Raw genomic sequence first — 18,378 nt, 5'->3', positions numbered from 1 at the left:
TGCCCGCCGAGACACGCCTTAGAACCACATATCCTTCACGCTTCGACCGTCACTTGAAAGCGCGCTGAAGCTGTCGCGCCCGTCAAAGCGACGGATTGGCAGCTCACTGATTGCTCCCATGTCCGACATCCTGACATTCACCGCAGTTCGGTTGCGCCCATTTTCATCCGCGATGCACGCGACATAGTGGGTCACACACCCACACTCGGGACAGAAATGGAACCGGATATCGCCGCTGTCGGAACGCTGGTAGGTCCTTGTTTCTCCTTCGGTTTGGATGTCTTGGCCGACATAGCCATAGGCCCACAAGGCGCCGTAGCGTCGGCAGATCGTACAATTGCACGCCGTGACCGAGGTTGGCCTTGTCTCAAGGGTCCAGCGCACCTGACCGCAATGGCAGCTTCCTGTCAGCATGTATCATTCCCCGTTCTTGGAGCCGCTCGCGATCCTCGTAATGTTGGCGTGCGGACCGTGACACCGACCTCAGGCTCTCCGTATCAGCCCACGGGATGTCGCCAACTTCATGGCATAAACCAAAACGCCGCCTCAGCACAGATATTGGGGTGCCGAGTAGCGCAGCAGGCGCTTTACGCAGCCAGCCCCCGCCCCTTGAGCAGCGCATCAACACCGGGCAAACGGCCGCGGAACGCCTTGTACAGTTCCGCCGCATCCACACTGCCACCTGTGCTGAGGATATGCTCCTCGAGGGCAGCCGCTTTTTCAGGATCAAACGGGCCGTCCGCCTCTTCGAAGGCGGCAAAGGCATCGGCATCCATCACCTCGGACCACATGTAACTGTAATATCCAGACGAATAACCATCGCCTGCAAACACATGCGCAAAGTGTGGCGTGGCGTGGCGCATCCCAATCGCGTGGGGCATTTCGAGACGTTCCAGCACCTCGGCCTGTTTCTGCATCGGATCGGCAGGGGCATCGCCATCATGGAATTCAAGGTCGACAAGGGCCGAGGCGACGTATTCCACCGTCTGAAACCCCATGTCATAGGTCGCTGCCGCCAACACATTGTCGAGCAGGGTCTGCGGCATCGCCTCCCCCGTCTCAGCATGGGTGGCAAACTCTTGCAGAACCTGCGGCACGTCCAGCCAGTGTTCATAAAGCTGGCTGGGCAGCTCGACAAAATCACGGGCCACAGAGGTGCCACTGATCGACTCGTAGGTCACGTTTGACAGCATCTGGTGCAGTGCGTGACCAAACTCGTGGAACAGCGTGCGCGCGTCGTCATAGGACAAGAGCGCCGGATCCCCCTTGGCGAAATTGCACACGTTGATGACGATGGGGGTTTGCGGTTTGGGATGCTTGGCCTGGCTCCGCATGGCTGAACACCACGCTCCCGACCGTTTCGAGCCGCGTGCAAAATAGTCACCGATGAACACGGCCACATGCTCACCTTCCCGCGTGACTTCCCAAGCGCGGCAATCGGCGTGATAGAGCGGAATGTCGAGCGGTTTGAATGCGAGGCCGAACAGGCGGCTTGCGCAATCAAAGGACGCGTCGATCATCCGGTCGAGTTGGAAATACGGTTTGACCTCAGCCTCATCCAGATCGTGCAGTTCCTTGCGCCGCTTTTCCGCATAGAAACGCCAGTCCCAGGGTTCCAGCGGGCCGTCAACTCCGTCCGCCTTGAGCATCTGTTCCAACACCCACGCATCTGCATTCGCCTGGGATTTGGCGGGTTCCCAGACGGCCATGAGCAGGTCGCGTACGGCCTGTGGCGTCTTGGCCATCTCGGTTTCCAGCTTGAAGTTGGCAAAGTTGTCATAGCCCAGCAGCTTCGCCCGTTCTTCCCGCAGCTTCAGGGTCTCGGCGGCAATGGCACGGTTGTCCGTTTCACCGCCATTGGCCCCGCGTGCTGCCCAGGCGCGATACGCCTTTTCCCGCAGATCGCGGCGGGTCGAGAATTGCAGGAAAGGTACGATGATCGAGCGGGACAGGGTGACAACCGGGCCACCGGCCTCTTTCTCTTCCCCGGCCGCGTGCGCCGCATCGACAACAAAGGCAGGCAGTCCGGCCATGTCACCGTCGCCCAGCGCCATGTACCAATCGCGCTCATCCGCCAGCAGGTTCTGGGTAAAGGCAGTGCCAAGCTCAGCGAGCCGTCCCTTGATTTCCTTCATCCGGATATCGTCCGCCCCGTCAAGTGCCGCGCCCGACCGGACATAGTTGCGGTGGGTCAGCATCAGCACGCGGGCTTGTTCATCCGTCAGGTCCAGATCGTCGCGGGCGTCCCACACGGCTGCGATGCGGGCAAACAGCGCCTTGTTGCTGGAAATCTCGGCAAAATGCGCGGCCAGTTTGGGGGAAAAGTCCCGTTGCAGCGCCTCGCGCTGCGGGTTGCTGTCGGCTCCTGCCACGGAAAAGAACGTGCCCAGCACCTTTTCCAGGCCTTCGCCCGCCGCCTCTAATGCCTCGATCACGTTGGCGAATGTGGGTGCGTCATCACTGCCAGCAATCGCATCGATCTCGGCCTTGTGGGCGTCAAGGGCGATGTCGAGCGCTGGGGCAAAATCATCATCTGAAATGGCGTCAAAGGGGGCGATCTGGAACGGTGTGTCCCAGTCTTGCAGCAGCACGTTGGTCATGGGCGGGTCTCCTTTGAATACTGATGTAGGGCGGGGTTCACCCCGCCACCACCCCGGCGCAGGTTTCACAGTCCTTGCGGCGGGCCAGCGCGATCTTGCGGCTTTCGCCATAAAGCGCGTCGTAAATCACCATTTCACCGCGCAGGGGGGTGCCTGCACCGGTGATCAGCTTGACAGCTTCCACCGCCATCATGGATCCAACCACGCCCGGCAGCGGTCCGATCACCCCGGCCTCGGCGCAATTGGGCGCCAGTTCGGGCGCGGGCGCTTCGGGGAAGATGCAGCGGTAACAGGGGGCGTTGCGTGCGGGATCAAACACGCTCACCTGCCCTTCCCATTGCGTCAGCGCACCCGAGATGAGGGGAACGCCTGCCCGCACGGCGGCAGCGTTGACCCGGTAGCGCGTGTCGAAATTGTCGGTGCCGTCGATCACCAGATCGTATTCTGCCACCAGGTCGTCCACCACATCATCAGTCAGGCGACGGTGATAAGGGCGCACCGTGACAAATGGGTTCTGTGCCTCCATCGCGGCTTGCGCGGAAAAGACCTTGGGCATCCCGATCCGGTCGTCGGTGTGGATGGTCTGGCGCTGTAGGTTGGTGTTTTCGACCGTGTCGTCGTCGATCACACCAATGGTCCCGACCCCGGCTGCGGCGAGGTATTGCAGAACCGGCGCACCAAGCCCCCCTGCCCCGACCACGAGTACCTTTGCATCCTTGAGCCGTTTCTGCCCAAGGCCGCCCACCTCGCGCAGCACGATGTGGCGGGCATAGCGGTTGAGTTCGGTGTCTGTGAACGGGCCTTCCTCGGATTCAGGCGGTGCGGCCTTGGCTTCTGTCACCTCGGCACGGCTGCGCAGCTTGCGCAAAACAGCCCGGTACCCAACCGCGATCACGGCGAAGCCGCCCACGATCAGCCACAGCGCGGGGCTTTCCCCGGTTGCCATACGCAGCGGATGACCAGTAGGCAAAGCGACCTGAATGGCCAGCACCACCACGGAGAGCAGCCCGATCATCAACCACCGCGCCTTGCGCGGCGTGTTCATCATGGCACCGATGCCCCACAACACCCCGGCAAGCAAGACAACCAGAAGCATCAGCCGCGCCCCGTGGAACCGAAGCCGCCCGCGCCACGCGCGGTGTCATCAAGCGTATCCACCACGTCGAACGCAGCCTGTACGACGGGGGCCAGCACCATCTGCGCGATCCGCATGCCATGGGTCACGTCGAACGGCTGGTCCGAGGTATTGAGAAGGATCACACCCACCTGCCCCCGGTAGTCGCTGTCGATAGTGCCAGGGCTGTTGACCAGCGCGATGCCGTGTTTCAACGCAAGACCAGAGCGCGGGCGCACCTGCACCTCGAACCCATGTGGAATGGCCATAGCGAGGCCCGTGGGGATCAACGCCCGTTCGCCGGGTGCAAGTGTCACGGTCTGACCATCCGGGAAATTGGCCCGCATATCTGCTCCCGCCGCGCCACCAGTCTCGTAAGCGGGCAGGGCAATGTCCGGGTCCGATCCGGCGACACGCATGATCTTCAATGCAACTCTGCTCATTTTCACCTTGTCAAATAAACTCAAGTCCGGCCGCTGCCAGTGGGTGCGACGCTTACGTTAACGCGTCCGCGATCCGCTGGGCGAGACGCATCGCCACCTCGGCCTTGGGCATACGCGGCCACGGATCGGCGCCATCCTCGGTGATCAGGATCACCGCATTCTCTGACCCGCCCATGATGCCCGTTTCAGGCGACACATCATTGGCAACGATCCAGTCGCACCCTTTGCGCGCGCGTTTGGCGGTGGCGTGGGCCTCCACATCATCCGTCTCGGCGGCAAAACCGACAACCAGGCCGGGTCGTCCTGCGGTCATCTGGGACACGCCTGCCAGAATGTCTGGGTTCTCGGTAAATTCCAGCACCGGCAACCCGTCTTTCGATTTCTTGAGCTTGCGGTCACTGGCCGTCGCCACGCGCCAATCCGCCACGGCGGCCGCAAAGACAGCCGCATCGGCGGGCAGTGCCGCGTCAACAGCCGCTTTCATCTCTTGTGCTGTTTGTACTGGTACGACACGCGCACCTGCGGGGGCGGCAACATCCGCCGGGCCAGTGACAAAGGTGACATCGGCTCCGAGTGAAACCAGCGCGCTCGCGACAGCGGCGCCTTGCGCTCCGGAAGAGCGGTTGGCTATGTAGCGCACCGGGTCAATCGGTTCATGGGTCGGGCCGGAGGTCACCAGCACATGTTTGCCCGCAAGCGGCTTGGGGCCAAAATGAGCCTCGACCGCCGCGGCGATCTCGAGCGGCTCAGACATACGGCCGGGGCCATATTCGCCGCAGGCCATGTCGCCGTCATTGGGACCGACAACGGCAACGCCATCGTCTGCTATTTGCGCCAGATTGCGCCTTGTCGCCGGGTGGTCCCACATGCGGACATTCATGGCGGGCGCGATCATGACTGGCGTGTCAGTGGCCAACAGCAGAGTCGAGGCCAGATCATCCGCCCGCCCCTGCGCCATCTTTGCCATGATGTCAGCGGTCGCCGGAGCAACAAGGATCAGATCGGCGGACCGGGAGAGCTGGATGTGCCCCATCTCAGCCTCGTCTGTCAGATCAAACAAGTCGCGATAGACCTTTTCCCCTGCCAGCGCCGACACAGACAGGGGCGTTACAAACTGTTCGGCAGCGCGGGTCAGAACGGGCGTCACTGCCGCGCCGCGTTCCCGCAGGCGCCGGATCAGGTCGAGCCCTTTATAGGCCGCGATCCCACCCGTCAGGATCAGCAGAATTCGTTTGTCTTGCAGCATGATAGCGTGTCCAGCTGGCTGTTATCGATGTGACCATAGGCGGACACAGCACCAAGAACCAGCCCTGCGGCAATCAGGGGGCCAGCCCCCTCGCGCATTCGCGCTCACCCCCGGGATTTTTTGAAACAGGGAAGAAGGGACGTCGGCTATTGCTTGAACACCGCGCACGGATCGTCACGGTCTGGGGAGACTGCTCCGTTCAACGTCCAGGAAAACACACCGTCGGGGGGCTCCTGCCGTTCGCCTTGCCCGATGCTGGTGACGTCGAGTGTTGGACGCGCACGCATCAGGTAGGCGGGCACACCCCAATCCATCCTGGCATGGCCGTTGCCAGTGATCAGGACCACCGGGCTGCCATAGGTGTCCATCGCCTCGATGACAGACCGGGCAAAGGCGGCGTCGCGCAGGCGCTGCGCCTCGACCATCCCCCCCATTATCTCCTGCGGCATCGCTTCGCAGTGAGCATCAAACTGGTTGAGTTCGCGGATGGCCTGTTCCTCCTCCGCCAGCGGCTGTGTCAGGCCATAGGAATCGGCCTCCGCGCCAAACACCTCTGCCGCGCCGGAACTGAAGGCAGCGCGCATGTCCTCGCGTGACAGGGCCGCACCGACGATCACAGGGCTTGCCGCCAGAACATCTGCGTAGTCCGCGATATTGGACCATTGGACGCTGCCGGTTGCGTCGCGCATTGCGTCAGGATCGCGGGGCACGTCTGCCAACACCTGCGCCTCATCCGGCGTCAGCATTTCGAAGACGACAGCTTTGGGCTGGATGATCCGCACCGCACTTGCCTGTTCGGCATGGTGCTGCGGGTTGTCGTGGACTTCGCCCATGATCAGCACCTCACCGGAGAAATCAGACCAATCCGTTGCCGCCAATAGAAATGCCGCCGTCGACAAGGTCGCGACGGCGGCAAGAATGATGCGTGTTATCGAGGCCCTCATACGAGGAAATGATGGACCTCGCGGCTTTGGTTTTCCAGTGCCTTGCGCATCTTTGTGAACGCCGCCGCCTCAAGCTGGCGCACGCGCTCTTTCGACAGGCTTAGTTCGTTGCCAAGGCTCTCCAGCGTCCGGGGGTCTTCGCGCAGCTTGCGTTCGCGCACGATAAAGCGTTCGCGTTCGTTCAGACCATTCAGCGCAGTCAGCAACCATTCCCGCAGCTGTTGGGTGTCGTGCGAATGCTCGACCGTTTCCGCGGCCTGCGCGCTGTCATCCTCAAGCGCATCGATCCATTCCCGCCCTTCGTCATCGACGGATTGGGTCGCATTCAGCGAATAGTCGGAACCCGACAGGCGCCCTTCCATCATTTCAACATCATGCAGGGGCACGCCAATCTCGGTCGAGATCATCTGGCGCAGCTGGTGTTTGTCCAATGTCTCGCCTGCCGCGGCGCTTTCGCGTTCAAGCCGGGCCTGCACACGGCGCATGTTGAAGAAGAGGGATTTTTGCGAGGATGTCGAACCCGTCCGCACCATGGACCAATTGCGCATCACGTAATCCTGAATCGATGCCTTAATCCACCAGACGGCATATGTCGAAAACCGCACACCACGGTCCGGGTCAAACTTGTCCGCCGCCTTCATCAGGCCAAGGCCCGCTTCCTGGATCAAATCGTTCATCGGCGCGCCGTAGCGTTTGAACTTCGACGCCATCGAGATGGCCAGCCGCATATAGGCCGTGATCAGACGGTGAAGCGCCGCCTCGTCCCGCTCGTCTCGCCAGGCATATGCAAGCCGCAATTCTGTCTCTGCATCCAGCAACTCGGCTTTCATCGCCGTGCGCGATAGAGACATGTCCCGAACATTATCCAATGCCATGTAGTCATCCCCCTGGATGGTTATGCTTGTTTTGCGCACTTGATATAGATACGGGTCGAACCCGCGATTGGTTCACTCGTGAGACGAAAAAATGTTGCCCAACACGACACTCGTTCTAGGAGGCGCGGCTTCAGGAAAGTCGCAATGGGCGGAATCTCTGATCCTTAACAGTGGGTTAACGCCGATCTACTTGGCGACATCGCGCATCTGGGATGAAGAGATGCAGGCCAAGGTCGATCTGCACAAAGCGCGGCGCGGGGCGGAATGGACGACAATCAACGCGGCCGACGGCGTCGAGGATGGGTTGCGTGGCGCAACCCCGGATCAGTCCGTGTTGTTGGATTGCGCCACCATGTGGCTGACCAACCTAATGATGGACGAGGCGGATATTGGCGCGGCCCAGACTTCCCTACTGGCTGCACTTGCCGATTGCCCTGCGCCGGTCGTTGTCGTGTCGAACGAGGTGGGTCAGGGGATTGTCCCCGAGAACGCGCTGGCCCGTCGATTTCGCGAAGCACAAGGGCGTCTGAACATCGCCTTGGCCGCGCAGGCGGACACAGTATGGCACGTGCTGGCGGGCCTACCGCAACTCCGCAAGGGGGATGCACCATGACCACTTGGCACTGGGTGCGGCACGGCCCGACTCATCAGAAAACATTCACGGGCTGGCGGGATGTCGACGCCGACCTGGGCGACACGGGCGCCATTGCCCGACTGGCAGCGCACCTACCGGACGATGCACTTGTCATCTCATCCGACCTGACCCGATCGATCAACACCGCAACAGCCCTCCAAGGCACGCGCACGCGCCTGCCTCATGACCCGGCCCTGCGCGAATTTCACTTCGGCACATGGGACGGTGTGCATTTTTCAACCGTGGCCGATTGGCACCCGGATCTGAGCCGCGCCTATTGGGAAACACCCGGAGATCACGCGCCCCCCGGAGGTGAAAGCTGGAACGCCTCCGCCGCCCGCGTGGCCATGGCAGTCCGTCGCATCGAAGCAACACATCCCGACCGCCATATCATCGCCGTGGCGCATTTTGGTGTGATCCTGACCCAGGTACAGGCTGTGTTGGGCATCACCGCGCATGATGTGTTGGGCCACAAGATCGACCCACTGTCCGTGACCAGCCTCAACCGCGCAACCGGGCAGGCGGAAACCATCAATCACACCCCGTGATGCGACACCCCACAAATCACCGTTGGGCAAAGGCACGCCCCTCCGCCTAGCCTGAGCGCATGACTTATGACCTCTATATCGGCGACCGCACTTTTTCGAGCTGGTCACTGCGCGGTTGGCTCATGCTAGAGAAATTCGGCCTGCCCTACCGCACCCACATGATTGGACTGTACTCGGGCACCATGGTGGACGACCTGGCAGCGCTGGCCCCTGCCCGGCTGGTGCCCACATTGAAATTGCCGGACGGAACGGTGGTGGGCGAAAGCATCGCCATGGCAGAGACATTGGCCGAACAGAACCCCGACGCCGGCCTGTGGCCCAAAGACCCCACCGCGCGCGCCACCGCCCGGTGGCTCTGTGCCGAGATGGCGTCGGGCTTCTCCGCCCTGCGCGGCGCCTGCGCCATGCAGCTGCAACATGTGAACACAGAGTTCGAGGTGTCGGAGGCGGTCCGCACCGATCTGGACCGGATCGAAACCCTCTGGACCCATGCCGCCAGCTTTAAAACAGACGGTCCGTGGCTGTTTGGCACCTATTCGCTGGCTGACGTTTTCTATGCGCCGGTGTGCGCCCGGATCGTGGGCTACGACCTGCCTGTATCCGACATGGCGCGCACTTACTGCATGACCACGCTGGCAGATCCGGCATTCAAAGCGTGGCGAGCAGAGGGGCTAAAGACGGTTTATGACCCGTTCCCTTACGATATGGGTTTGCCGACGACGGATTGGCCTAGCGCATGAAGCGTTGGCGGGCTTCGCGGGCGATGTTGTAACGCAGCTCCAACCGCGCAAGCTCCGCCATCGCGTCCTTGCGTGCCACCGGATCTGTCAGGCGCGCCAGTTGCGCACGCTGCTCTGCCAGGGCCTGTTTGATCTCTATCTCTTCGGGGACAACACCGGCCTGTGCCATCATCCGGAACCCGACAGCATCGCCAGTGTCCACAAACGTGTCTTCGGGGCGGTCAGGCAGGGGTTTGCCTTCGCCCTCTAGTCGATCCAGCTGACCCTCAAGGCGGGCCTTCTGGATCTGCCGTTCAATCAGTTCGCGCAAGCCTCGCATCATGCTCTATTGTACCAGACGCAACATGATCCCACCAGCAACCAAACTTTAACCAATCGTAAACCAAGCCCCCGTAATCGTTAACCAAGAGTGAGGGAGATGGTTATGGTCGCACGGGCCTATACGGTTGCATTTCAGGGGGTCGACGCGCGCGAGGTCGAGGTGCAATGCGCCATGACACCGGGTCTGCCTGCCTTTTCCATCGTAGGACTGCCGGACAAGGCCGTGTCCGAAGCGCGCGACCGGGTCCGCGCGGCCCTGACAGCCATGTCCATCGCGCTGCCGTCGAAACGGATCACGATCAACATGTCGCCCGCCGACCTGCCCAAGGAAGGGTCGCATTTCGACCTACCGATTGCGCTGGCGCTGCTCGCCGCCCTTGGCATCCTGCCCGAGGATACGGTTGAAGGCACCGTTGCGCTTGGAGAGCTGTCGCTGGACGGCACCCTCGTCCCCGTTCTGGGCGCGCTGCCCGCTGCCATGGCCGCTGCCGAACAGGACCGCGGGTTGCTGTGCCCTGCGGGGTCGGGGGCCGAAGCCGCATGGGTTGACGCAACCAAGGTCATTGCCGCCACATCCCTTGGCGACGTGGTCCGGCACTACACGGGTCAGGTCACGCTGGAACCGGCAAAGGCTGGCCGGATCGCCAGCGGCACCGGCCTGCCCGACCTGCGCGATGTCAAAGGACAAGAACGCGCCAAGCGGGCGATGGAGGTGGCTGCCGCCGGGCGACACCATTTCCTGATGGTCGGCACGCCCGGGTCTGGCAAGTCCATGCTGGCCGCACGCCTACCGGGCATCTTGCCACCGCTGTCGGCGATGGAAGCGCTCGAAACCTCGATGATCCACTCGCTGGCCGGATTGCTGGACGCAGGCGGCATTTCCATGGACCGCCCGTTTCGGGAACCGCATCACACCGCCTCCATGGCCGCAATCATCGGCGGCGGGCGCGGGGCCAAACCGGGCGAAGTATCACTGGCCCATAACGGCGTGCTATTCATGGACGAATTCCCTGAATTTCCGCGCACCGTCCTCGAAACCCTGCGCCAACCGATTGAGACGGGCGAGGTCATGGTCGCCCGCGCCAACAATCACATCAAATACCCCTGCCGGTTCATGCTGGTAGCTGCCGCGAACCCCTGCAAATGCGGCTACCTGTCGGACGCATCCCGCGCCTGTGGCCGCGCACCTGCCTGCGGGGAGGACTATATGGGGCGCATTTCCGGCCCGCTGATGGACCGGTTTGATCTGCGGGTCGACGTGCCTCCAGTCACCTACACGGATCTCGACCTGCCCGCGTCGGGCGACAGTTCTGCCACGGTTGCTGCGCGGGTCAATGCAGCACGACAGCTGCAAAGCACACGCTTGTCCGATACGGGGATGCGCAGCAATGCGGACCTGAGTGGCGCCGCACTGGACGATTACGCTGCCCCCGACGCGGAGGGGCGCAAACTGCTCACCAAGGTCGCTGACCGGTTTGGCTTGTCGGCGCGTGGCTATCACCGCGTATTGCGGGTGGCTCGGACAATTGCCGACCTCGACGAGTCGCCAGACGTTCGTAAACCGCACGTGGCCGAAGCGGTCAGCTACCGGGTTCCGGCGCTCGCCCCGGCCTGAACCCTGATCCACGCGGCCAAGGCATTCAAGGTGCGCCGCGCTTCGGGCAGCGTGTTGTGGAAGAGGGGCCAAACGTGCGGCAAGTCGTGTTCCTCAACATAAGTCACATCGACACCCTGCCCCCGCATCCGCTCAACGATCCGACGGCTGTCATCCAGCAGGATTTCGGTATCCCCTGCCGTGATCCAAACCGGCGGCGCATTGGCAAAGTCAGCAAACAACGGGCTGGCTAGCGGATTGGTGGCATCTGCTCCGTTCAGATACATCTGTAACATTTCAGTTGCCCGTTCGGCTGGCAAAACAACATCTGTCTTCGCGTTGTCGCGAATACTCGCTCCGGAAAAGGTCAGGTCCGTCAGCGGAGAGAATGCGAAAACCGCGTCAGGGGTCGACTCGCCCTCAATCAGCAAATGCGCAAGCAATGACAGGGCCAAGCCTCCACCGGCACTGTCACCTCCAACGATCACGGGACCACCCTGCGCGCGGCACTCACGATAGGCAGCAATCGCATGATCAAGCGCGGCAGGAAACGGATGCTCCGGGGCCAATGGGTAACGCGGCAAAACCGCCCGCGCTGCCGCCCGCTTGGCAAGGGCGGCGGCCATGGCACCATGTGTTTGTGGCGATCCGAACACAAACCCACCACCATGGAAGTACAAGACCGTCGTTTGCGGCTCGGGCCCCCGTCGCGGTGTCGCCCAAAGGGCATCTTCCCCCGCCAACGCCCCACGCCTCAGGCGCATGGACATAGGTCGATGAAAAAGCAGGCGCGCCTTGGTCTCAAGGCTGCGGCGCAAGGCGTCCGGACCGGACGCGTTCTGCATGTGCGGCTTTTCGGTCAGGCGCAGATAGGTGTTGAGAAGCGGCCGAAGCAAGCTCATCCGGTTTTTGCCTCAATGGCCTGCCAGATCTTCTCGGCAATATTCACGCCATCAAACCGTTCCAGTTCCTGGATGCCCGTGGGCGAGGTCACGTTGATCTCGGTCAGGTAGTCGCCGATCACATCAATACCGACAAAGACCTGCCCCTTCTCTTTCAGCAAGGGACCGATGGCCGCGCAAATCTCAAGATCGCGATCCGTCAGGCCGATCTTTTCAGGCCGTCCGCCCACGTGCATGTTCGACCGGGTCTCGCCCGCAGCAGGCACACGGTTAATGGCGCCCACAGCCTCGCCATCGACCAGGATCACGCGCTTGTCGCCATTCGATACATCGGGCAGGAATTTTTGCACAATCAGCGGCTCGCGACTGAACCCGGTGAACAACTCGTGCAACGAGGTGAGGTTACGGTCATTGGCATCCAGCCGGAACACGCCCGCACCACCATTGCCGTAGAGCGGCTTCAGGATCACGTCGCCATGCTTGGCCTTGAACGCCTTGATCGTGTCCAGATCGCGGGCAATCGTCGTCGGCGGGGTGAGATCTGGAAAATCAAGAACCAATAGCTTTTCGGGATAGTTCCGGACCCAGAACGGATCATTCACCACCAGTGCCTGCCCTTTCAGACGATCCAGCAAATGGGTCGATGTGATGTAGTGCATGTCGAAGGGCGGATCCTGCCGCAGCCAAATGACATCGAAATCGGCCAGGTCTACTTCCCGCTCGAGGCCAAACTGCGCATGTTCTCCCTGCACCCGCTGGACAGTGAAGTCATGGCCGCGGGCAGTTATACGTCCTTCCTGATAGGCAAGGTGATCAGGGGAGTAGAAAAACAAGGTATGGCCACGGGCCTGCGCCTCTTCCGCCAGGCGAAAACTGCTGTCCGCATTGATGTCCACGGCCCCGATCGGGTCCATCTGAAAGGCAATCTTCATGGCGCAACTCCGCAATAGTCTGCGCCTTTAGATGGCGCAGCAAAGGCGATCACGCAATGGCAAGCTGTTGTGCATAGTCGCAGAACGCCCTGCGCACGGCGTCAGACATACCCCGCAAACGCGTTTTCAAGAAATTCGACAGCGCCCGTCTGATCGACCAATGCAACATCAAACCGTACATCCGTCAGAGACCCATCAGAGAGGGTCGCGAGATATTCGTCTGCCGTGGCACACAGGCGTTTGACCTGCGCCGGGGTCAGATGCGCAGCGGCGGAGGCAAAGAATTTACTTGTTTTCACTTCGACCATGACGATCCCGATGGCCGTCGAGAAGATCAGATCGATTTCACCGCGCCGTCCGCGCCAGCGTTCGGCGACCAACCTGTATCCAGCTGCGATGTAGGCACGCGCAACGATCTGCTCGGCTGCCATGCCCGCATGATACGACATGTGCCCGCGCGCCACCCGAGTATCGACCGGGTGGCCTCTATCAAAACATCGCTCGTGCCGCGCCATGCGTCACCTTTCACATCATTGGCTGTCGCGCGCCAATTCCAATGCGCGCTGATAGACACGCCTGCGTGGCACACCCAGTGTTTCCGCCACGAAAGCCGCCGCATCCTTCACAGACATATCATTCAGCGCCGAGCTTAGCGCACCATCAATGTCTTTTTCCTTAACAGCCACCGTCTCAGCACGGCCAATCAGCACGACAATCTCGCCCTTTGGCGTTGCGCTCTGGAATGTCTGCGCCAGCTCTTCCAACGTGCCGTTTTGCACCTCTTCGAACTTTTTTGTCAGTTCCCGACAGACACTGGCTTGCCGGTCCGCCCCCAGAACCTCGACCGCGTCTGCCAGCAGCGCCGCCACACGTTTGGGCGATTCGTACAGCACAAGTGTTGCCTGTATGTCGGACAAACCTTGCAGCGCCTTCTGCCGTGCAGAACGGGATGCGGGCAGGAACCCGCCAAAATGGAAGGCATCGGTCGGCAATCCACCGATCACCAGCGCGGTCAGCACGGCCGACGGCCCAGGGGCGCATGTCACTGCCACACCTGCGGCCCGTGCTGCGCGCCCAAGTTCGAAACCAGGGTCAGCAATCAGGGGCATTCCAGCCTCGGATGCGTACGCCACGCTTTCGCCACCGGCGGCACGCGCAACCAGCCGCGTCACCTGCGTATCCTTTGAATGCTCATGCAATGCCTCGATCCGGCGCCCGTCCAGAGGCACGCCGTGGATATCCATCAACTTGCGCAAGGACCGCGTGTCCTCGGCCACGAGCACATCCGCAGAGGCAAGCACATCAAGCGCCCGTAAAGTGATATCCCGGGCCGTCCCAATCGGCACGCCCACGAACCACAGGCCCGCGGACAAGGGCACCTTGACATGATTCAACGCTGGACCCGCCTTTCCTGACGTTTATTATCTGCCCCCAATGACCGGGCAGGCCAATGTCATGCCCCGCACCTAGGGAGTGACAGTATATGTTTGCGTTTTTCAAGACTCTGCGCAAGGCGGCGCGGCGGGTGATCGTGCCCTTGGCCGCCCTTGCACTGGCCGCCTGCGATCCGGCCGCTCTGGGTGGCCTTGGCGGATCGACCGGCGGGCCACGGATTGACACGTCGCAGCCGGTTCCGGTGGCGTTGCTCGTGCCGCGTGGATCGGGTCAGGCCAGTGACGAGCTGCTGGCAAACAATCTGGAAAACGCGGCGCGCCTTGCGATGCGTGACCTGCAAGGTGTGCAGATCGACCTGCGAGTCTATGGCACCGCGGGCAATGCAGGCACCGCCGCCAGCCAGGCTGCACAAGCCGTGAATGACGGCGCACAGATCATAATCGGCCCACTCTATGCAGATGCGGCGAACGCTGCGGGTGTGGCTGTCGCACCGCAAAACGTGAATGTTCTGGCGTTTTCCAACAACACCTCGATCGCGGGCGGCAATGTCTTCGTGCTCGGATCAACCTTTGAAAACATTGCAAACCGGCTCGTTACCTATGCCGCCCGTCAGGGCAAAGACCGGGTCGTTGTAGTTCATGCACAAGACGTCGCTGGCCAGATCGGTCGCAATGCCATCCAACAAGCGATTTCACGCAGCGGAGCAACACTTGTAGGCACAGTGGACTACCCGCTGTCCCAGCAAGGACTGGTTGCGGCGGTGCCAAGGGTCAAATCCGCCGTCGACAACTCGGCTGCAAACGCCGTGTTCATGACGGCAACACCGGCGGCGGGTCTGCCCCTCTTGTCGCAACTATTGCCAGAGGCGGGCATCAATCCGACCGCGACGCAGTATGTTGGTATCACGCGCTGGGACCTGCCCCCGCAAACACTGGAATTACCAGGCGTACAGGGTGGCTGGTTCGCGCTACCGGATCCAGCACGATCTTCAGCCTTTCAAGCACAATACCAAGCTGCATATGGAAACGCACCTCATCCGGTCGCCGGACTCGCCTTTGACGGGATCGCGGCCATTGGGGCCCTTGCGGCACAAGGCAACTCGGGCGCGCTAACCGGTGCAGCGCTGACCCAAGGGTCGGGCTTCCAGGGCGCGTCGGGCATCTTCCGTTTGCGCCCGGACGGCACCAACGAACGGGGACTTGCAATTGCAACCGTCCGCGACAACAAGGTTGTTGTGATTGACGCAGCCCCGCGCGGGTTCGGCAGCGCAGGCTTCTGATCCGGCCCAACGGCCACCACGGAGAGCGTAGTGAGCGATACCGCCTTTCAGGCCCCCACGACGCCTGACCAACACCTGATCTGCGCCGCCACCGAAATTTTCGATGGCGGCGCTTTCGATACGCTTCTGGGCACCAAACCCGAGCGTGCCGCGATTGTCGCGCACCTGAAGGACGCGCAAAAAGCAGGGCGGGCGGCAATCTCGGCAGCCTTCCGTGCGAACCCGTTTTCATCGCGCCCCACCACGCAGGCCTATACGTTCCTGACCGACTGCCTGGTCTATGCAGCCCTGCGCACGGCACAGACGCTGATGCATCCGAACCCAACCCCCACCAATGGCGAACGGCTGGCGCTGCTGGCCGTAGGCGGCTATGGGCGCGGCGAAATGGCCCCGTTCTCGGACGTGGATCTGTTGTTTCTGACGCCCTACAAAATCACCCCCTGGGCCGAAAGCGTGATCGAAACCACGCTCTACATCCTGTGGGACCTCAAGCTGAAAGTGGGCCATTCCAGCCGCACGGTGCGGGACTGCCTGCGGCTCGGGACCGAGGATTTCACGATCCGCACCGCCATGCTGGAACACCGCTTTCTCTTTGGTGACGCCGCGCTGGCCAAGGAGCTGGACACCAAGCTGCGGACCGATCTGTTCGACGGAACCGAACGCGACTTTATCGAAGCCAAGCTGGCCGAACGGGACGCGCGACATGTGCGTCAAGGACAACGCTATGTGGTCGAACCCAATGTGAAAGAGGGCAAAGGCGGGCTGCGCGACCTGCAATCGCTGTTCTGGATCGGCAAGTACATCCACAAGGTGCAGGACGCGGCAGACCTTGTGCCGTTGGGCCTGTTCACGGATGACGAGTTCGACGCATTTGTCGCGGCTGAGGATTTCCTGTGGGCCACGCGCTGCCATATGCACCTAATCTCGGGTCGGGCCACAGAACAGCTGACCTTTGACCTACAGGTCGCCGTGGCCGAAGACATGGGCTATGACGACAAAGACGGAAGGCGGGCCGTGGAATGGTTCATGCAGGACTATTTCCTGCATGCAACCGAGGTGGGCGACCTGACGCGCATCTTCCTGACCAAGCTTGAGGCCACGCATATCAAAGCCGAACCGCTGCTGGAGCGATTGTTCAAACGCAAGCCACGCGTCAAGCCCGGTTACGAGGTGATCCATAACCGGATCGCAATCGCCGATGATGCCGTTTTTCTGGATAACAAGCTGAACCTTCTCCGCATCTTCGAAGAAGCGCTGCGCACAGGCATGCTGATCCACCCCGATGCGATGCGGATCATCAAGTCGAACCTGCACCTGATCGACGATGACATGCGCACCACACCCGAGGCACAGCGCATTTTTCTTGATTTGCTGCTGAAACACGGCAACCCGGAACGCGCCCTGCGGCGGATGAACGAATTGGGCGTACTGGCCGCCTTTATCCCCGAATTTGAACCCATCGTCGCGATGATGCAGTTCAACATGTACCACTCCTACACGGTGGATGAACATATCATCCAGTGCATCGCGCAGCTGGCCATGATTGAGCGCGATGAGCTGGAAGAGGACCTGCCCGTCGCCTCCTCGATCCTCAAGGAAGGTGTGAACCGCAAGGTTCTCTATGTCGCGCTCCTGCTGCACGACATCGGCAAGGGACGGCCCGAAGATCACTCGATCCTCGGCGCGCAGATGGTCCGCAAGATCGCACCACGGCTGGGCCTGAAACAGGACGATGTGGACACGGTCGAATGGCTGGTGCGCTACCACCTGCTGATGTCCGACATGGCCCAGAAACGCGACATCGCCGACCCGCGCACCGTGCGCGACTTTGCCAAGGCAGTGCAGACTGTCAAACGGCTGGACCTGCTCTGTGTGCTGACAGTGTGCGACATCCGCGGCGTTGGCCCCACCACCTGGAACAACTGGAAGGCCGTGCTGATCCGCGCCCTCTACCGCCAGACGCGCCGCGCGCTTGAAGACGGAATGGAGGCGTTGACCCGCGAAGGCCGAGGAGCAGAGGCGAAAAAGGCGCTGCGGGCCGAGTTGGCGGAGTGGCCGCGCAAAGAGCTGCAAACCGAAACCGCCCGGCACTACGATCCCTATTGGCAGGGCCTTCACGTTACGGCCCACGTCGTCTTTGCCAGGCTCTTGCGCGACATCGACGAGAACGAGATCGCCATGGACCTGCATCCCGACGACGACCGCGACGCCACGCGCGCGTGCTTCGTCATGCCCGATCATCCCGGCATCTTTGCCCGACTGACCGGGGCGCTCGCGCTTGTGGGGGCCAACGTCGTGGATGCGCGCAGCTACACCACCTCCGACGGCTACGTGACCGATGCATTCTGGATACAGGACGCCGACGGCAACCCCTACGAGGCCAGCCGCCTGCCCCGCCTGCGCAAGATGATCGCGCGCACGCTTGCGGGCGAGGTGATCACCCGCGACGCGATCAAGGATCGCGACAAGGTCAAGAAGCGCGAAAAGGCATTCAGGGTGCCCACGCACATCACCTTCGACAACGAAGGGTCCGACATCTACACCATCATCGAGGTCGACACGCGCGATCGTCCCGGTCTGCTGCACGATCTCACACGCACGCTTGCCGCATCGAATGTCTACATCGCCAACGCGGTCATCGCGACCTATGGCGAACAGGTGGTGGACACCTTCTATGTGAAGGACATGTTCGGCCTGAAATACTACTCCGAGGCCAAGCAAAAGACGCTTGAAAAGAAACTGCGCGCGGCAATCGTCGAAGGGGTCGAGCGAGCAGCGCAATAGGCGTCAGCCACCCGCATGAACGTCCGG

Annotated in this window: 18 protein-coding genes; 6 read left to right on the top strand and 12 right to left on the bottom strand. The window is 61.7% G+C overall.

The window, feature by feature from the left end; translation table 11 throughout:
* Window positions 1-18: 18 nt before the first annotated feature.
* The 7 genes from Q1A51_RS20615 to Q1A51_RS20585 all read right to left on the bottom strand — a co-directional run bounded on the left by Q1A51_RS20615 (window position 19) and on the right by Q1A51_RS20585 (window position 7,222).
* Window positions 19-414 (bottom strand): GFA family protein, encoded by a 396-nt coding sequence (locus Q1A51_RS20615; protein WP_299208394.1) that lies wholly within the window; start codon window positions 412-414, stop codon window positions 19-21.
* 173 nt (window positions 415-587) lie between these two features.
* Window positions 588-2,600 (bottom strand): M3 family metallopeptidase, encoded by a 2,013-nt coding sequence (locus Q1A51_RS20610; RefSeq protein WP_299601887.1) that lies wholly within the window; start codon window positions 2,598-2,600, stop codon window positions 588-590.
* Window positions 2,601-2,637: 37 nt separating this feature from the next.
* The gene (moeB, locus tag Q1A51_RS20605) at window positions 2,638-3,696 is read right to left on the bottom strand and encodes a molybdopterin-synthase adenylyltransferase MoeB (protein WP_299601884.1); all 1,059 of its coding nucleotides are present in this window, start codon (window positions 3,694-3,696) and stop codon (window positions 2,638-2,640) included.
* Window positions 3,696-4,157, bottom strand: coding sequence for a dUTP diphosphatase (dut, locus tag Q1A51_RS20600; RefSeq protein WP_299601882.1), 462 nt, complete (start codon window positions 4,155-4,157; stop codon window positions 3,696-3,698). Before dut ends, moeB begins: the two co-directional genes overlap by 1 nt.
* Before the next feature lie 52 nt (window positions 4,158-4,209).
* On the bottom strand, window positions 4,210-5,403 hold the full coding sequence (gene coaBC, locus Q1A51_RS20595; RefSeq protein WP_299601879.1) for a bifunctional phosphopantothenoylcysteine decarboxylase/phosphopantothenate--cysteine ligase CoaBC: 1,194 nt from the start codon (window positions 5,401-5,403) through the stop codon (window positions 4,210-4,212).
* A 146-nt stretch (window positions 5,404-5,549) separates the two neighbouring features.
* The gene (locus Q1A51_RS20590; protein WP_299601876.1) at window positions 5,550-6,347 is read right to left on the bottom strand and encodes a ChaN family lipoprotein; all 798 of its coding nucleotides are present in this window, start codon (window positions 6,345-6,347) and stop codon (window positions 5,550-5,552) included.
* The gene (locus Q1A51_RS20585) at window positions 6,344-7,222 is read right to left on the bottom strand and encodes an RNA polymerase factor sigma-32 (protein ID WP_299208382.1); all 879 of its coding nucleotides are present in this window, start codon (window positions 7,220-7,222) and stop codon (window positions 6,344-6,346) included. The genes Q1A51_RS20590 and Q1A51_RS20585 overlap by 4 nt, the downstream gene beginning before the upstream one ends.
* Window positions 7,223-7,313: 91 nt before the next feature.
* Here Q1A51_RS20585 and cobU point away from each other — a divergent pair, with 91 nt between their 5' ends.
* Genes cobU through Q1A51_RS20570 form a run of 3 tightly spaced genes read left to right on the top strand, consistent with a single transcriptional unit; the run spans window position 7,314 to window position 9,144 of the window.
* A complete protein-coding gene (gene cobU, locus Q1A51_RS20580; RefSeq protein WP_299601872.1) occupies window positions 7,314-7,835 on the top strand; it encodes a bifunctional adenosylcobinamide kinase/adenosylcobinamide-phosphate guanylyltransferase in 522 nt (173 codons plus the stop codon).
* The gene (locus Q1A51_RS20575; protein WP_299601869.1) at window positions 7,832-8,404 is read left to right on the top strand and encodes a histidine phosphatase family protein; all 573 of its coding nucleotides are present in this window, start codon (window positions 7,832-7,834) and stop codon (window positions 8,402-8,404) included. The genes cobU and Q1A51_RS20575 overlap by 4 nt, the downstream gene beginning before the upstream one ends.
* 59 nt (window positions 8,405-8,463) lie before the next feature.
* The gene (locus Q1A51_RS20570) at window positions 8,464-9,144 is read left to right on the top strand and encodes a glutathione S-transferase (RefSeq protein WP_299601867.1); all 681 of its coding nucleotides are present in this window, start codon (window positions 8,464-8,466) and stop codon (window positions 9,142-9,144) included.
* Here the strand turns inward: Q1A51_RS20570 and Q1A51_RS20565 are convergent.
* Window positions 9,134-9,466: a DUF1992 domain-containing protein gene (locus tag Q1A51_RS20565; protein ID WP_299601864.1), complete on the bottom strand. Its 333-nt coding sequence runs from the start codon at window positions 9,464-9,466 to the stop codon at window positions 9,134-9,136. The genes Q1A51_RS20570 and Q1A51_RS20565 overlap by 11 nt on opposite strands.
* Window positions 9,467-9,568: 102 nt before the next feature.
* On the opposite strand from Q1A51_RS20565, the gene Q1A51_RS20560 reads away from it, so the two are divergent.
* On the top strand, window positions 9,569-11,080 hold the full coding sequence (locus Q1A51_RS20560; protein WP_299601861.1) for a YifB family Mg chelatase-like AAA ATPase: 1,512 nt from the start codon (window positions 9,569-9,571) through the stop codon (window positions 11,078-11,080).
* On the opposite strand, the gene Q1A51_RS20555 is transcribed toward Q1A51_RS20560, so the two are convergent.
* The 4 genes from Q1A51_RS20555 to rsmI all read right to left on the bottom strand — a co-directional run bounded on the left by Q1A51_RS20555 (window position 11,050) and on the right by rsmI (window position 14,287).
* Complete coding sequence (locus Q1A51_RS20555; protein WP_299601859.1) at window positions 11,050-11,961, bottom strand: alpha/beta hydrolase; 912 nt, start codon at window positions 11,959-11,961, stop codon at window positions 11,050-11,052. The genes Q1A51_RS20560 and Q1A51_RS20555 overlap by 31 nt on opposite strands.
* Entirely contained in the window at window positions 11,958-12,893 is a 936-nt protein-coding gene (gshB, locus tag Q1A51_RS20550) for a glutathione synthase (RefSeq protein ID WP_299208369.1), read from the bottom strand. The genes Q1A51_RS20555 and gshB overlap by 4 nt, the downstream gene beginning before the upstream one ends.
* 101 nt (window positions 12,894-12,994) lie before the next feature.
* Window positions 12,995-13,342 (bottom strand): YraN family protein, encoded by a 348-nt coding sequence (locus Q1A51_RS20545; protein WP_299601856.1) that lies wholly within the window; start codon window positions 13,340-13,342, stop codon window positions 12,995-12,997.
* A gap of 81 nt (window positions 13,343-13,423) precedes the next feature.
* Window positions 13,424-14,287 (bottom strand): 16S rRNA (cytidine(1402)-2'-O)-methyltransferase, encoded by an 864-nt coding sequence (gene rsmI, locus Q1A51_RS20540; RefSeq protein WP_299601853.1) that lies wholly within the window; start codon window positions 14,285-14,287, stop codon window positions 13,424-13,426.
* 89 nt (window positions 14,288-14,376) lie between these two features.
* Here rsmI and Q1A51_RS20535 point away from each other — a divergent pair, with 89 nt between their 5' ends.
* The gene (locus Q1A51_RS20535; protein WP_299601851.1) at window positions 14,377-15,567 is read left to right on the top strand and encodes a penicillin-binding protein activator; all 1,191 of its coding nucleotides are present in this window, start codon (window positions 14,377-14,379) and stop codon (window positions 15,565-15,567) included.
* A gap of 126 nt (window positions 15,568-15,693) precedes the next feature.
* Window positions 15,694-18,351: a [protein-PII] uridylyltransferase gene (locus tag Q1A51_RS20530; protein WP_299602803.1), complete on the top strand. Its 2,658-nt coding sequence runs from the start codon at window positions 15,694-15,696 to the stop codon at window positions 18,349-18,351.
* The last annotated feature ends 27 nt before the right edge of the window (window positions 18,352-18,378 follow it).

The sequence above is a fragment of the uncultured Tateyamaria sp. genome (genome assembly GCF_947496075.1).
GTDB lineage: Bacteria > Pseudomonadota > Alphaproteobacteria > Rhodobacterales > Rhodobacteraceae > Tateyamaria.
This window is presented reverse-complemented; position numbering and strand designations above follow the sequence as displayed.

Coding starts and splice junctions, on each gene's coding strand:
- Q1A51_RS20615 (WP_299208394.1), bottom strand. CDS start 414: ATGCTGACAGGAAGCTGCCATTGCGGTCAGGTGCGCTGGACCCTTGAG.
- Q1A51_RS20610 (WP_299601887.1), bottom strand. CDS start 2,600: ATGACCAACGTGCTGCTGCAAGACTGGGACACACCGTTCCAGATCGCC.
- moeB (WP_299601884.1), bottom strand. CDS start 3,696: ATGCTTCTGGTTGTCTTGCTTGCCGGGGTGTTGTGGGGCATCGGTGCC.
- dut (WP_299601882.1), bottom strand. CDS start 4,157: ATGAGCAGAGTTGCATTGAAGATCATGCGTGTCGCCGGATCGGACCCG.
- coaBC (WP_299601879.1), bottom strand. CDS start 5,403: ATGCTGCAAGACAAACGAATTCTGCTGATCCTGACGGGTGGGATCGCG.
- Q1A51_RS20590 (WP_299601876.1), bottom strand. CDS start 6,347: ATGAGGGCCTCGATAACACGCATCATTCTTGCCGCCGTCGCGACCTTG.
- Q1A51_RS20585 (WP_299208382.1), bottom strand. CDS start 7,222: ATGGCATTGGATAATGTTCGGGACATGTCTCTATCGCGCACGGCGATG.
- cobU (WP_299601872.1), top strand. CDS start 7,314: ATGTTGCCCAACACGACACTCGTTCTAGGAGGCGCGGCTTCAGGAAAG.
- Q1A51_RS20575 (WP_299601869.1), top strand. CDS start 7,832: ATGACCACTTGGCACTGGGTGCGGCACGGCCCGACTCATCAGAAAACA.
- Q1A51_RS20570 (WP_299601867.1), top strand. CDS start 8,464: ATGACTTATGACCTCTATATCGGCGACCGCACTTTTTCGAGCTGGTCA.
- Q1A51_RS20565 (WP_299601864.1), bottom strand. CDS start 9,466: ATGATGCGAGGCTTGCGCGAACTGATTGAACGGCAGATCCAGAAGGCC.
- Q1A51_RS20560 (WP_299601861.1), top strand. CDS start 9,569: ATGGTCGCACGGGCCTATACGGTTGCATTTCAGGGGGTCGACGCGCGC.
- Q1A51_RS20555 (WP_299601859.1), bottom strand. CDS start 11,961: ATGAGCTTGCTTCGGCCGCTTCTCAACACCTATCTGCGCCTGACCGAA.
- gshB (WP_299208369.1), bottom strand. CDS start 12,893: ATGAAGATTGCCTTTCAGATGGACCCGATCGGGGCCGTGGACATCAAT.
- Q1A51_RS20545 (WP_299601856.1), bottom strand. CDS start 13,342: ATGTCGTATCATGCGGGCATGGCAGCCGAGCAGATCGTTGCGCGTGCC.
- Q1A51_RS20535 (WP_299601851.1), top strand. CDS start 14,377: ATGTTTGCGTTTTTCAAGACTCTGCGCAAGGCGGCGCGGCGGGTGATC.